Consider the following 13,142-nt stretch of genomic DNA (forward strand, 5'->3'; position numbering starts at 1 on the left):
TTACAGCAGAGCTCGTGTAGAAATGGGGGACCTGACCCCGGAGCTTATTGGGCTTGCAGTTCGATGTTGATCATGTTGTCGTCGGGCTTGCGGTCGATCAGTTTGTTGTCGGGATCGATGCCGGCCTTGGCCGGGCGGCTGTTGACGATGACGGTGTAGCGGTTCTCTTTCTGGCTGATCTGCTTGCGCTCGCGCAGCAGGCTGTTGCCTTCCTTGTCGTCGACGCCGATGTCGATCCAGTCGTTCAGCGGCACATCCTTTTCCTCGCCCTGTTCGCCCGCGCGCACCTTGGCGGCGTTGACCACGAAGCTGACTTCGTACTTGCCATCGCTGAGCTTGCGCGCGGTGGCCGAGACGGCATGGTTCTCATACAGCACGATGTGGTTGAACAGGTCGTCGATCAGATAAGCCTGATCGGCCGGCGTGACCTTGCGCAGCGCATCGACCAGCACGTTCACGCTTGGATACGGCCCCGGCTTGCCGCCGTACTGCGCCAGCAAGTCCTTCAGCGCGCTGTTGACCTTGGCCTCGCCCAGCACATCCTGCAACTGGTACATCGCCAGGCTGCCCTTGCGGTACTGGATGTAGTTCTGGTTTTCATTTTCCGCCAGCGGCAGTTCCTTCTTGCGTTCCAGCGCGCGCCCCAGCAGATATTGATCCAGGTCGTAGTGCAGGAAGCGGCGCATCTTGCTGGCGCCGAAGTTTTTCTTCATCACCATCAACGCTGAATATTCGGCCAGCGTTTCGCTCAACACCGTGCTGCCGCGCGTGTTGCCGCCCACCAGCTGGTGGCCCCACCACTGGTGCGCCACTTCATGCGCGGTGATGTAGAACGGGTAGTCGATGTCCTTCGGATTCTTGTCGTTGACCTTGGCGATGAAGCCCACCGATTCCGAGTACGGAATGGTGTTCGGATATGACTGCGCAAACTGCGCGTAGCGCGGGAACTCGACAATCCGCACCAGCTTGTGCTGGTACGGTCCGAAATTGCGCGTGTAGTAATCCAGCGATTCCTTGATGCCCTTGTCCATGCGGTCCAGGTTGTATTCGTGGCCCGGATGGTAGTACAGCTCGATGCCGACGTCCTGCCACCAGTCGCGCTTGACCAGGTAGCGCGCCGACTGGAAGGCGTACATGTTCAGCATCGGCTGGTCCATCTTGTAGTGGAAGTAGCGGCGGCCCTTGCTCATCCAGTCCTTGACCAGCGCACCCGGCGCGATCGCGGTCTGGTCGGCGCTGGTGCTGACGGTGGCGTCGAACTTGATCCAGTCGGCGTCGTTGCCGGCGAAGTTGTTGGCCAGGCCGGATGGGTCGTCGCGCGGCAGCATGCGTTCGCGCGCGACCAGCTGGTGCTTGCGGCGGTCGCGGGCGTCGTTCAGTTCCCAATCCTGCTGGTAGCCGATGTGCGGCATGACGCCGTTGTTGAAGAAGGTGCCGTTGCCGATCACCGGCGTGTCGCGGCCCAGGCCGAGGATGCCTTGCGGCGCGTAGCGGATGTCGAATTCCATCGCCAGTTGCGCGCCGGGCGCCAGCGGCTTGCTCAGCTTGTACGTGTAGAAACCGAGGACGGCGTCCTGCAAGCCGTTGCGCACAGTCTGGTCGAAGCGTATCCGGTAGCTGGCGATGTTGTTGTCCTGCGAAACGATGATGTCGCTGACCGGTTGCGTGGTGCGGTTCTGCAGGATGTAGCGGCCCTTGATGATCAGCGTGCGCTGGTCCGGCCAGATATCCACGTTCAGCTGGACGTCGTTGATGCGCGGCTGCGGCAGCTGCGCATACTGCTTGTACTTGCGTTCGTAGTCGGCTTTTTCCGCTTCCTTGTGGTACGCGGATTTGTAGAAGTTGGCCACATGCTGGTTGTAGAACAGCACGCCGCCGGCGCCGGCGAAGATCAGCACGCCCACGGCGATGGTGGTCAGCACCGGCATGGTCAGCGCATGGCGCGCCAGTTGCAGGCGCTGGCGCCAGCCGTCGTTGGCGCCGCGTGCCCAGAACAGCAGCGAGGCCACCACCAGCAGCAGCGCCGCGCCGCCCCAGTAGGCTTCATACCAGCGCTCGCGCACCAGGAAGTGGCCGTAGCCGTTCATCGCCGAGTAGACGATGGGCGGAATATTGCCGTAGATGAGCATCGGATTGTCCAGCCCGACCGAGCCGGCCGTCACGCTGATGATGTAGTAGATGATCATCGCGAAGTAGGCGATATAGCGCTGGTTGATGATGACTTGCAGCGCGATCGCCAGCACCGCCGTCAGCGCATAGGCCGGCATCTGCAGCAGGAACAGCTGGTGCAGGTACAGGCCCGGCTCCAGCAGGAAATAGCCCTGGACGATCTGCACCGACATGCCGGTCAGCATGACCACGACCATCAGCAGCGCCTGCAGCCCGATCAGCGCGAACAGCTTGGACAGCAGCGGCAGCCAGCTCGGGATCGGCAGCGCGTCAAGCATCAGGCCCATATTGGCTTCGCGCTCGCGCCAGATCAGCTCGCCCGCGTAGAAGGTGGTGATCACCATCATGAACAGCGCGAAGGTTTCGCTGACCACGTCCAGCACCTGATAGGTCACCGGATAGGTATTGGTGCCGTACATCGAGCCGAGGTCCAGCGACGAGGCAAACATCATCAGCACGCCGGCCAGCACGATCACCAGGAAGTAGATGTTCTTGGTGGTTTCGCGCAGGTTGAGCCAGCTCATGCGCACCAGCAGCCAGCCCAGACTGCGCGACTGGAAGTCCGGCGTTTCCTGCGTGCTGACCGAGGTCTGCGACAGGTGCTGCGGCACTTCGCCTTCGCCGGTGCTGCTGCGCTTGCCCTGGCCGCTGTCGCTGGTGGCGATGAAGTGGAAGCGCCAGTAGCCGATCAGCAGGCCGACCAGCGCGGCCGAGGCCCAGATCACGCGGTTCAGCAGGTACACGCCTTCCGGCCAGAACATGCGGGTGTTGCGTTCGATGATGGGCCAGTATTCGGTCAGGCGCATGACGGCGGTGGTGCCGAAGGGGTCGATCAGCGCGGCGAAGGTTTTGTAGTCGAGGTCGCGCGCCAGGCCCGGCGCCACCATGTAGCCGACCAGCATCACCACGCTGGAGATGTACACCGGCAGCATGCGCCGCGTCAGCGCCGCCAGCACGAAGAACACGGCGCCGAAGATGAAGATGTTGGGCAGGATGACGATCAGGTAGGGCACCAGGTAGGCGATCGCCTCCGCGTGCGCCAGCCGTTCCGGATCGATGCCGGGGATGAAGCTGCCCAGCCACGCGCCAAGCACGATGCTGGTGAAGATCACCGCCAGCGTCAGGTAGGCGCCGAGGAAGCGGCCGAAGATGTACTGGTGTTTTTTGATCGGCGCACTGAAGAAGAAGTGCTGCATGTCGTACTCGAAGTCCTGCTGCACCGAGCGCCCCATCATGGCGGCGATCACCACCACGCCCAGCGAGCCGAGGAAGCTGGTGGTGAACATCAGCGAGCGCGGTGAATCGATCAGCTGGCTGCCGAAGGTGATCGAGGCGCCTTTGAAGAAGCCGCCGGCGGCGGCCATCCACAGCATCGACAGCGCCAGGAAGCCGAGGAAGTACACCCAGGTCGACAGCAGCTTGAGGCGCTGGCGCGCTTCAAAGAGGGCGATGGCAAACATGATCGGCCCTTAATCGCAGGTGTTCGCGGCGCGGTGGCGGCCGGCGATGGTGGCGAAGTAGACATCCTCCAGATCGCCGATGGCTTCCTCGAAACCATCGCCGGGATCGTTATCGCTATACACATGGATCAGGGTGCGGCCGGACAGCAGCCGCGACGAGATGACCGGGTGGCGCAGCTGGAACGACTGCAGGTCGCGCTTGTCGATGAAGCGGGCCCAGATCTTGTCGCTCACTTCGTGGATCAGCTCCTGCGTCGGTCCGCACAGCAGCAGGTGGCCCTTGTTGATGATGGCCATGTTGGCGCACAGGTCGGCCACGTCGCTGACGATGTGGGTCGACAGGATCACGGTCTTGTCCTCGCCGATGTCGGACAGCAGGTTGTGGAAGCGCACCCGCTCCTGCGGATCGAGGCCGGCGGTCGGCTCGTCGACGATGATCAGCTTCGGATCGCCCAGCAGCGCCTGGGCAATGCCGAAGCGCTGGCGCATGCCGCCCGAGAAGCCGCCCAGGCGCTGGTGGCGCACCTCGAACAGATTGGTTTGTTGCAGCAGGCCGTCGACCACCTCGCGCCGGCGGTTGCGGTTGCTCAGGCCTTTCAGCATGGCGAAATGGTCCAGCATCTCGTAGGCGGTCACCTTCGGATAGACGCCGAAGTCCTGCGGCAGGTAGCCCAGCAGGCGGCGGATTTCGTCCTTTTCATCCAGCACGTCCAGGTCGCCGAAGAACACCGCGCCGGAATCGCATTCCTGCAAGGTCGCCAGCGTGCGCATCAGCGTCGATTTGCCGGCGCCGTTGGGGCCGAGCAAACCGAACATCCCGGTGGGGATGGTGAGCGAGATATTGTCGAGCGCCACCACGCCGTTGGCATATGTTTTCGACAAGTTGCTGATGCTTAATTCCATGCTAACTCCTGATTCTGCACGACCACAGACTTTTCACATGATGGCATTGTATTGAATTTGATCCATAGAAGGGGCGCCATTGCGATGGGCGGCAAAATGGTGCGCCAGAGTGCAGGATAGCCGGAACAGGCGGTAATCGCTGGTTGATGGTTGAATAGACAACTTGGTCAATTCCTGAACAATACCTGCTCGCGGTTGAACCACCAGCGGCACAGGGCCAGCAGCAGTCCGGCGCTGAGGGTGGTGGACAGTAATATCACGGAGAACATGCGGTAGTCCATGGTGCCTTTGACCAGTTCCTTCATCGCCAGCGACACGTTAGTCAGCGGCACCATCGACCATTTCCAGTTCAGCTCCACGCCCGGCAGCAGCGCCACCAGCGTCGGCAGGATGGTGACGATGATCAGCGGCGAGATCAGACCGGCCGCCTCCTTGTAGCTCTTGGCGTAGACCGAGATCGACAGCAGGATGGCGGCAAAGATGGCGGCGGTCGGCACCAGCATCAGCGCCACCATGGCCAGGTCCAGCGGGCCGATGGCGCGCATCATCTGCACCATGTCGCCGCCGATCAGGCCGCCGAAAAACAGGATCAGCGCCGCCACGCTGACGATCATCAGCAGCGCCGAAGTCAGGCCGATGGTGAACAGCATCAGGAACTTGGCCAGCACGATGGCGGTGCGCGACACCGGCGCCAGCAGCAGGGTTTCCAGCGTGCCGCGCTCCTTCTCGCCGGCGCCGGTGTCGATCGCCGGATACATCGCCGCCATCAGGCACACCATCAGCAGGATGTAGGGCAGCATGCCGCCCACCAGCGCGCCCATCTGCTCGCGCTTGTCGGCGGTGGAGTGGTCTTCCAGCGTGATCGGATCGAGCGCGAAGGCCAACTGCTGCTTGCTGAGGCTGAGCGCGGAGAGGGCGTGCTCGCGCAGCTCGCGGTTCTGGCTGCCAATCACCGAGAGCACCCGCTTGCGCGTCAGGTCGACGGTGGCGGCGCTGTTGTAGTGCAGCTGGATCACGCCCTGTTGCTGCGCCTCCATCTGCTGGCCCAGACCGGCGGGAATGACCAGCGCGAACTTGATGCGGTCGCTGGCGATGGCGGCCTTGATTTCGTCCGGATTGAGCAGCGCCACTTCATGGAAACCTTTTTCGCTGGCGAAGCGCTGCGCCAGCTGCGGCGCGTGTTCCTTGCCGAAGATCGCGTAGGCCATGTCGGCCGTGCTGGCATTCTTGAACAGCGTGGTGGACAGCACGCCGAAACCGGCGAAGATCAGCGGCATGGCAAACACCGGGATGAACACGGTGAAGAAAAAGGTGCGGCGGTCGCGCGCCAGCTCCAGCAATTCCTTGAGGTAGATGGTCCACATGGCTCAGCCTCCTTGGTGGATGACGTCGACAAAGGCGTCGTACAGGTCGGCGCTGCCGCCAAGCTGGCGCAACTCGTCGATGCTGCCGTGGAAGGCGGTCTTGCCGTGGTTGATGATGCAGACGCGGTCGCACAGCTTTTCCACTTCGTGCAGGTGGTGGGTGGAGAAAATCAGCGGGACGCGCAGGGCTTTGTAGCTGGCGATAAAATCAAGCAAGATCTTGGCCGACATGACGTCAAGGCCGGTGGTGGGTTCGTCGAGGATGACGATCTGCGGCTCGTGCACCACGGTGCGGGCGATGGCGCATTTCTGCTTCATGCCGGTGGACAGCGCGTCGGCCCGTTTGTTGCCGAACTCATGCATTTGCAGCAGCTCGAACAGCTCGTCGCAGCGGCGCTTCAGGTGGGCTGGACTCATGCCGTGCAGGCGGCCGAAGTATTCGATGTTTTCGCGCGCGGTCAGGCGGCCGTAGAGGCCGGTGGAGCCGGACAGGAAGCCGATGTGCTGGCGCGCCGCCAGCGGGTTGGCCAGCAGGTCGATGCCGTTGGCGTGGATGCTGCCGCTGTCGGGTTTGAGCGCGGTCGAGAGCAGGCGCAGCGTGGTGGTCTTGCCGGCGCCGTTCGGGCCGAGCAGACCCAGCACTTCGCCGGGCGTGCAGCGGAAGCTGACATCGCGCACCGCATGGAACCAGCCGTCGTGATCACGCGGATCGAGCGCCGTCGGAGATTTGCCGCGCGAGGGCAGGCGAAAGCGTTTGGCCAGGCTCCGTACCTCGATCATCGTGCTTGTCCCAGGTTGAAAAGTTTCAAGAATAGCATGCAAAAATTCTGACACGCAAGCTACTTGGTTATGAAAACTCTTGCTATAGTCGCACACAGGCGTGGAGAGAAAGATGAATCCTCAACTGAAGGAAAAAATACTGGCGGTGATGCAGCAGGGCGTCGACCGCGACGAGTCCACCGGGTTCTTCCGCGTGGCGCTGGGGCTGTATTACCTGTCGGGGCTGATGACCGAGGAAAAGGTCGATTTCAAGCTGCTGGACCGCGATTTCAACCGCTTCATCTACCAGACCATCGGCAAGGGACACAGCATCACCAGCATCCTGCAATACATGAGCGGCGAGAAGGTGGTGCCGGTGGTCGAATCGAAACGCTTTCTGAAAGCCTTCGGCGACTGTTGCACCGAGGTGCCGCTGGAGAACATTCCCTTCCTGCTGGGGCTGAACCTGGGCGTGGCCAAGGACATCTCCAAAATCGACGTGCGCGGCCCGGTGGCCGACTACATCGAACGGCAGCGCCAGTTGCGCGAGGACGCCGAGGCGAAATAACGGGGTGGTCCCTTATAATGGGATTTTCCATCGAGAACACGAGTTTGTTTATGGCCGCTTACCACCACACTCCCCTGGACCGATTCATTGCCGGCGCCGACAAGGCGCTGCGCGTCATCAGCGGCGTCGCCTCGGCGTCGCGGCCGACGCCGGCGGCGCGCGCGGTCGATGCGGAGATGAGCGAGGCGGAGCGCCGCCATGCGGCCGGTCTGATGCGTGTGAACCATGTCGGCGAAGTGTGTGCGCAGGCGCTGTACAACGCCCAGGCGCGCTTTGCCCGCACCGAGGCGATCCGCGAGCAGTTCGAGCATTCCAGCCGCGAGGAAGAAGATCACCTGGCGTGGACCGCGCAGCGTCTGGGCGAACTGAATTCGCACATCAGCGTGCTCAATCCGCTGTTCTACGCCGGCGCCTACGCGCTGGGCACGGTTGCCGCCGTGCTGGGCGATGCGCGCAGCCTGGGCTTTGTGGTGGAGACCGAGCGTCAGGTGGAATCGCACCTGGAAAGCCATCTGGAAAAACTGCCGCCGCAGGACGCCAAGTCGCGCGCCATCGTCGACCAGATGCGCATCGATGAAATCGAACACGGCGCCGCCGCCCAGCGCCTCGGCGCCGCCGACGTGCCCAAGCCGGTGCAGGCGGTGATGTCGGTCATGGGCAAGGTCATGACCAGCACCGCCTACTACGTCTGAGCCGCGGTTACGTGCCCTTCAGCGCCTGTGTGGCTTTCATCAGGTCTTTTGATGGTGGCAGGCCGAACAGGCGCGCATATTCCCGGCTGAACTGGCTCGGGCTTTCGTAGCCAACGCTGAACGCCACCGAGGTCGCGCTGCCCTGGCCGCCGATCAGTTGCGAGCGCGCGTGCAGCAGGCGGATGCGCTTCTGGTACTGCAGCGGGCTCAACGCCGTCACGGCCTTGAAGTGGCGGTGGAAGGCGGACACGCTTAACGCCGCCATCTCAGCCAGCGTCTCCACCCTGATCTGTTCGTTGAAGTTACGGCGTATCCAGTTGATGGCGACGCTGATGCGCGACAGCGCCGTATCCGGCGATGCGATGTCGCGCAACATCCAGCCAAGCGGACCCTGCAATACCCGAAACAATATCTCCCGCTCGTAAGCGGGCGCCAGTACCGCCGCCTCGTCCGGCCGGTCGATCAGCCGCAGCATGCGGATCCAGGCGTCGAGCAGCTCGTCGTTGACCGGCGCCACCGAAAATCCCGAACCAAACAATGTGCTGCAGATGTTGACCGGCAGGTCGCGGATCAGCGCGCCGATGATCGCGGCGTCGAGCGTCAGGCTGACGGCAAGGTAAGGCTCGCCCGTCGCGGCTGGATGGACCGTACCCACGGCGGGCAGATCCACGGACATGACGAAGTAGGTCGCCGGGTCGTAGTGAAAGGTGCGGTCGCCCACCGTCATCGTCTTCGATCCCGTCAGGATCAGGTTGACCATCGGATCGTAGACGGCCGATAGCAGGTGCTCAGGGATCTCGCCCTGGACCATTGCGACGCGCGGGATGCCGGTTTCGGTGCGGCTGTTTCCGGCCCGCGAGGCCAGTCGCCTCAGTTCCTGCATTTGCTGTTCCATCTTCAGACACTAACAGAGGCTCCGTGTGCGTGCAATGCGCGAGCAGGAATAGGCAAGCTTTGAGGAGGATCCGGTGGGTGCGCCGTCGGCCACAGCCATATCATCCGGACTCCTCTACAAAGAACGGCGGCACGGACATGAAGAAACTAATGATTTACGGCGCGGCGGGCTACACCGGCCGCATGGCGGCGCAACATGCCGCGACAGCGGGCACGCCGCTGATCGTCGCAGGACGCGATGAAGCGGCGCTGGCAGCGCTTGCCACCAGTCTCGGCGTCGAGTATCGCGTCTTTGCGCTTGACGACAGTGCCGCGATCGATCAATCGCTGGCCGGCGTCGGCGTGCTCCTCAATTGTGCTGGACCGTTCGCCGGCACGGCCCGCGTGCTGATGAAAGCCGCCATCCGCAATGGCGTGCACTATCTCGACGTCGCGGCGGAGTTGGACGGCTACCGCCTGGCCGACGTGCTGGATGCGGAAGCCAAGGCGGCAGGAGTGATGCTGCTGCCAGGCAGCGGCGGCAGCGTCGCGATGCTTGGTTGCCTGGCCGGACACACCGTGGCGCGAACCAGCAATCCAGCCAGCATCCGCGTGGCCATGCATGTTTCAGGCGGGCTGTCGCGCGGCTCGGCGATCAGCGCGATGGGCAGCGTCACCGCTGAAACGCTGGCGTGCGCCGGCGGCAGTCTGGTTGCCCGGCCTGCCGGAGCGATACGGAAACTCGACTTCGGCAAGGGCGCTGTTGATTGCTTCCAGGTGACGCTGCCCGATCTCATCACGATATGGCGGTCGACCGGCGTTCCCGATATTGAAACCTTCGTCCATGTGACCGGTGACGGATTTCCGCAAGGCGACCTGTCGGCGTTGCCGGACGGGCCGAGCGAGCAGGAACGACTGGCTCACAGGTATCAGGCCGTGGCCGAGGTTACCAGCGCAGATGGCGCCGTGATCCGCTCGGTTCTCGATACGGTGAACGGCTACACCTTCACGGCCACTGCCGCCGCCGAGGCGGGCCGGCGCGTGCTGGCCGGCGAGCAACGTCCAGGCTTCCTGACCCCGGCTGCACTGTTCGGCAACGGCTTCGCCGAAACCATTGCCGATACCACCATCATCAACTTTTAAGGAGTCACTTATGTCATCCACACTCATCAACGCCGCCGCAGACCAACTGGCGGTCATCGATGCGCTGTATCGCTTTGCCGCCGGCATCGATCTGCGCGACCAGGATCTGCTGGCGTCTTCGCTGGCGGAAAACGCCGTATCGGACTTTCGTCCCGCCGCAGCGAAAGCCGGATTCGACTATCCGGTGATCGAGGGCAGGGCGATGATTGTGGCCGCGCTGACGGCGTCGCTGGCGACGCTGGATACCTCGCACTCGGTGTCCAATCCGCGTGTCGCCATCGACGGCGACACGGCGCGTCTGGATGCGCTGGTGGAAGCCCAGCACGTTCCGCGCAGCGATCCCGCGCGCCATTACATGATGAAGAACCGCTACGACGTCGAGCTGCAACGGGCGGGCGACGTCTGGCTCATTACCCGGAATACCGTCGATAACATCTGGCGCGCCGGCGATCCTGCGGTTCTGTCCGTCGTCTAGCCGCGTATCAGTCGACTTCGACGATCTCGAACGAGTGGGTGATCTCGGCGGTCTTGCCGAGCATGATGGAGGCCGAGCAGTATTTGTCGTGCGACAGGGTGATGGCGCGTTCCACCGCTTCCGGCTTCAGGCCCTTGCCGGTGACGACAAAGTGAAAGTTGATCTTGGTGAACACCTTCGGTTCGGTGTCGGCGCGGTCGGCTTTCAGCACGCACTCGCAGCCGCGGATGTCGGCGCGGCCTTTTTTCAGGATCAGCACCACGTCATAGGCGGTGCAGCCGCCGGTGCCGAGCAGCACCATTTCCATCGGACGCGGCGCCAGATTGTGGCCGCCGCCTTCGGGGGCGCCGTCCATGGTGACCAGGTGGCCGGAGCCGGTCTGGGCCAGGAAACTCATGCCCGACGGGCCATTCCAGCTAACTTTGCATTCCATCGCTCATTCTCCGTGTAAAAACTTTGTCCATATTGTAATGGACCGCGCAAACCCTGTGTTTTAGCGGTCTGCGCGCCAAACCATGCTTGACGGGGTTGGCCGTTGCCGTTTATACTTGTCGGCTTTCCATTCGCTCAGGAAAGTAAATAAAAAGGCCGAGTCCGCTGTAACAATAGCGGAACCACCATATGAGCGTGTATTTCTTAATTTGAAAGTCATCACATGAAAACTTTTTCCGCTAAAGGACATGAAGTCCAGCGCGACTGGTTCGTGATTGACGCGACGGACAAAGTCCTCGGACGTGTTGCCAGCGAAGTGGCACTCCGACTGCGCGGCAAGCACAAACCTGAGTTCACCCCTCACGTCGATACCGGCGATTTCATCGTCATCATCAACGCAGGCAAACTGCGCGTGACCGGCACCAAAGCAACCGAGAAGACCTACTACCGTCACTCGGGCTACCCAGGTGGCATCTACGAGACCAACTTCCTGAAAATGCAACAGCGTTTCCCAGGTCGCGCTCTGGAAAAAGCCGTCAAGGGCATGCTGCCAAAAGGCCCACTGGGCTACGCAATGATCAAGAAGCTGAAAGTGTACGCCGAAGGTTCGCACCCGCACGCTGCCCAGCAACCTAAAGCACTCGAAATCTAAGGAACTGACATGATCGGTAACTACAACTACGGCACCGGCCGTCGCAAGAGTGCAGTGGCTCGTGTGTTCATCAAATCGGGCACTGGCCAAATCATCGTTAACGGCAAGCCAGCGTCGGAATACTTCTCGCGCGAAACCGGCCTGATGGTTATTCGTCAACCACTGGAACTGACCGGCAACGTTGAGCGCTTTGACATCAAAGTCAACGTGCACGGCGGCGGCGAGTCCGGCCAGGCAGGTGCAGTTCGTCACGGCATCACCCGCGCTCTGATCGACTACGATTCGGGCCTGAAAGGTGATCTGGCACGCGCTGGCTTCGTAACCCGCGATGCACGTGAAGTTGAACGTAAAAAAGTTGGTCTGCGCAAAGCACGTCGCGCAAAACAATTCTCGAAACGTTAATTTTTACGCTCTGGTGCGCTGCTTGCGGCGCATCACCGAAAAAGCCGCCGGCCTTGTGTCGGGCGGCTTTTTTTCCATCTGGGCTACTGTCATACAGACGTAGCCGTTGCCTGATAAAATGGCACCTCACTCTCAATTAAGGAAGAACAATGATCAAAGTTGGCATCGTCGGCGGCACCGGATACACCGGGGTAGAACTGCTGCGTTTGTTGGCAGTCCACCCGGATGTGGAACTGACGGCAATCACCTCGCGCAAAGAGGACGGCTTGCCAGTCGCTGATATGTTCCCATCATTGCGCGGCCGCGTGAACCTGAAATTCTCGTCGCCGGAAAACGCCGACCTGACCAAGTGCGACGTAGTGTTCTTCGCCACCCCGCACGGCGTCGCCATGGCCCAGGCGCCCGCGCTGCTGAAGGCCGGCGTCAAGGTGATCGACCTGGCGGCCGACTTCCGCATCCAGGAAAAAGCCGTCTTCGAAAAATGGTACAAGATCGAGCACACCTGCCCGGACCTGCTGGAACATGCAGCCTACGGCCTGGCCGAACTGAACCGCGAAGACATCAAGAAGGCCAACCTGGTCGCCAATCCGGGCTGCTACCCGACCACCATGCAGCTGGGCTACTACCCACTGCTGAAAAACGGTTTGGTCGATGCCGGTTCGCTGATCGCCGACTGCAAGTCGGGCGTGTCGGGCGCCGGCCGCAAGGCGGAAATCGGCACCCTGTTCTCGGAAGCGTCGGATAACTTCAAGGCCTACGGCGTGGCCGGCCACCGCCACACGCCGGAAACCTCGGCCCAGTTGCAACGTTTCACTTCGGACAAGGTCAGCCTGATCTTCACGCCGCACCTGGTGCCGATGATCCGCGGCATGCACTCGACGCTGTACGCGCGCCTGACCAAGGACATCAGCAACGAAGACTTGCAGAAGCTGTTCGAGGACCAATATAAGGACAGCGCCTTCGTCGACGTGATGCCGTTCGGCTCGCATCCTGAAACCCGCTCGACCCGTGGCTCGAACATGCTGCGCCTGGCGCTGCACCGTCCGGACAACGGCAACACCGTCATCGTGCTGGTGGTGCAGGACAACCTGGTCAAGGGCGCATCCGGCCAGGCAGTCCAGTGCATGAACCTGATGTTTGGCCTGGAAGAGACGACCGGCTTGATGCAGATTGCCCTGTTGCCATAAAACCCGCTGTTTTTGCGGGGTCCGCAGCAGAACTTATGTTCAGGGTCTATAATGGACCCTAAT

Annotated in this window: 13 protein-coding genes; 7 read left to right on the forward strand and 6 right to left on the reverse strand. The window is 61.9% G+C overall.

The genetic code is table 11. The features are described 5' to 3' along the window. Positions 1–44: 44 nt before the first annotated feature. The 4 genes from GJ695_RS14015 to GJ695_RS14030 form a co-directional block, all read right to left on the reverse strand. A complete protein-coding gene (locus GJ695_RS14015) occupies positions 45–3,629 on the reverse strand; it encodes a M1 family aminopeptidase (protein WP_154365705.1) in 3,585 nt (1,194 codons plus the stop codon). A 9-nt stretch (positions 3,630–3,638) separates the two neighbouring features. After that, the gene (locus tag GJ695_RS14020; RefSeq protein WP_154356690.1) at positions 3,639–4,532 is read right to left on the reverse strand and encodes an ABC transporter ATP-binding protein; all 894 of its coding nucleotides are present in this window, start codon (positions 4,530–4,532) and stop codon (positions 3,639–3,641) included. A 167-nt stretch (positions 4,533–4,699) separates the two neighbouring features. Then, on the reverse strand, positions 4,700–5,896 hold the full coding sequence (locus tag GJ695_RS14025) for an ABC transporter permease (RefSeq protein ID WP_154365706.1): 1,197 nt from the start codon (positions 5,894–5,896) through the stop codon (positions 4,700–4,702). A 3-nt stretch (positions 5,897–5,899) separates the two neighbouring features. Beyond that, entirely contained in the window at positions 5,900–6,676 is a 777-nt protein-coding gene (locus GJ695_RS14030) for an ABC transporter ATP-binding protein (protein ID WP_154365708.1), read from the reverse strand. A 112-nt stretch (positions 6,677–6,788) separates the two neighbouring features. Here GJ695_RS14030 and GJ695_RS14035 point away from each other — a divergent pair, with 112 nt between their 5' ends. Beyond that, positions 6,789–7,223, forward strand: a complete 435-nt coding sequence (locus GJ695_RS14035) for a hypothetical protein (protein WP_154365710.1) — start codon at positions 6,789–6,791, stop codon at positions 7,221–7,223. Positions 7,224–7,273: 50 nt separating this feature from the next. Continuing rightward, positions 7,274–7,915 (forward strand): 2-polyprenyl-3-methyl-6-methoxy-1,4-benzoquinone monooxygenase, encoded by a 642-nt coding sequence (coq7, locus tag GJ695_RS14040; RefSeq protein WP_154365712.1) that lies wholly within the window; start codon positions 7,274–7,276, stop codon positions 7,913–7,915. A 7-nt stretch (positions 7,916–7,922) separates the two neighbouring features. On the opposite strand, the gene GJ695_RS14045 is transcribed toward coq7, so the two are convergent. Continuing rightward, positions 7,923–8,810 (reverse strand): AraC family transcriptional regulator, encoded by an 888-nt coding sequence (locus GJ695_RS14045; protein ID WP_154365714.1) that lies wholly within the window; start codon positions 8,808–8,810, stop codon positions 7,923–7,925. Positions 8,811–8,947: 137 nt separating this feature from the next. Here GJ695_RS14045 and GJ695_RS14050 point away from each other — a divergent pair, with 137 nt between their 5' ends. Both GJ695_RS14050 and GJ695_RS14055 read left to right on the forward strand, forming a co-directional pair. Continuing rightward, positions 8,948–9,931, forward strand: coding sequence for a saccharopine dehydrogenase NADP-binding domain-containing protein (locus tag GJ695_RS14050; RefSeq protein ID WP_154365716.1), 984 nt, complete (start codon positions 8,948–8,950; stop codon positions 9,929–9,931). Between the two features lie 10 nt (positions 9,932–9,941). After that, positions 9,942–10,406 carry a nuclear transport factor 2 family protein gene (locus GJ695_RS14055; RefSeq protein ID WP_154365718.1) on the forward strand — a complete coding sequence of 155 codons (465 nt, stop codon included), beginning with the start codon at positions 9,942–9,944 and terminating at the stop codon, positions 10,404–10,406. A gap of 7 nt (positions 10,407–10,413) precedes the next feature. Here the strand turns inward: GJ695_RS14055 and GJ695_RS14060 are convergent, their stop codons facing one another. Then, positions 10,414–10,839 (reverse strand): OsmC family protein, encoded by a 426-nt coding sequence (locus GJ695_RS14060; protein ID WP_154365720.1) that lies wholly within the window; start codon positions 10,837–10,839, stop codon positions 10,414–10,416. A gap of 222 nt (positions 10,840–11,061) precedes the next feature. Between GJ695_RS14060 and rplM the strand changes: the two genes are divergently transcribed. From rplM to argC, 3 genes are all read left to right on the forward strand, one after another. After that, positions 11,062–11,490 (forward strand): 50S ribosomal protein L13, encoded by a 429-nt coding sequence (gene rplM, locus GJ695_RS14065; protein ID WP_056157909.1) that lies wholly within the window; start codon positions 11,062–11,064, stop codon positions 11,488–11,490. Positions 11,491–11,499: 9 nt separating this feature from the next. Beyond that, a complete protein-coding gene (gene rpsI / locus GJ695_RS14070) occupies positions 11,500–11,892 on the forward strand; it encodes a 30S ribosomal protein S9 (RefSeq protein WP_154356681.1) in 393 nt (130 codons plus the stop codon). Between the two features lie 149 nt (positions 11,893–12,041). Then, positions 12,042–13,079 carry an N-acetyl-gamma-glutamyl-phosphate reductase gene (gene argC / locus GJ695_RS14075; protein WP_154365722.1) on the forward strand — a complete coding sequence of 346 codons (1,038 nt, stop codon included), beginning with the start codon at positions 12,042–12,044 and terminating at the stop codon, positions 13,077–13,079. Positions 13,080–13,142: the final 63 nt, after the last annotated feature.

Source organism: Duganella alba, from assembly GCF_009674495.1.
GTDB classification, from domain to species: domain Bacteria; phylum Pseudomonadota; class Gammaproteobacteria; order Burkholderiales; family Burkholderiaceae_D; genus Rugamonas; species Rugamonas alba.

Coding starts and splice junctions, on each gene's coding strand:
- rplM (WP_056157909.1), top strand. CDS start 11,062: ATGAAAACTTTTTCCGCTAAAGGACATGAAGTCCAGCGCGACTGGTTC.
- GJ695_RS14045 (WP_154365714.1), bottom strand. CDS start 8,810: ATGGAACAGCAAATGCAGGAACTGAGGCGACTGGCCTCGCGGGCCGGA.
- rpsI (WP_154356681.1), top strand. CDS start 11,500: ATGATCGGTAACTACAACTACGGCACCGGCCGTCGCAAGAGTGCAGTG.
- GJ695_RS14020 (WP_154356690.1), bottom strand. CDS start 4,532: ATGGAATTAAGCATCAGCAACTTGTCGAAAACATATGCCAACGGCGTG.
- GJ695_RS14035 (WP_154365710.1), top strand. CDS start 6,789: ATGAATCCTCAACTGAAGGAAAAAATACTGGCGGTGATGCAGCAGGGC.
- GJ695_RS14025 (WP_154365706.1), bottom strand. CDS start 5,896: ATGTGGACCATCTACCTCAAGGAATTGCTGGAGCTGGCGCGCGACCGC.
- GJ695_RS14015 (WP_154365705.1), bottom strand. CDS start 3,629: ATGTTTGCCATCGCCCTCTTTGAAGCGCGCCAGCGCCTCAAGCTGCTG.
- GJ695_RS14055 (WP_154365718.1), top strand. CDS start 9,942: ATGTCATCCACACTCATCAACGCCGCCGCAGACCAACTGGCGGTCATC.
- GJ695_RS14060 (WP_154365720.1), bottom strand. CDS start 10,839: ATGGAATGCAAAGTTAGCTGGAATGGCCCGTCGGGCATGAGTTTCCTG.
- argC (WP_154365722.1), top strand. CDS start 12,042: ATGATCAAAGTTGGCATCGTCGGCGGCACCGGATACACCGGGGTAGAA.
- GJ695_RS14030 (WP_154365708.1), bottom strand. CDS start 6,676: ATGATCGAGGTACGGAGCCTGGCCAAACGCTTTCGCCTGCCCTCGCGC.
- GJ695_RS14050 (WP_154365716.1), top strand. CDS start 8,948: ATGAAGAAACTAATGATTTACGGCGCGGCGGGCTACACCGGCCGCATG.
- coq7 (WP_154365712.1), top strand. CDS start 7,274: ATGGCCGCTTACCACCACACTCCCCTGGACCGATTCATTGCCGGCGCC.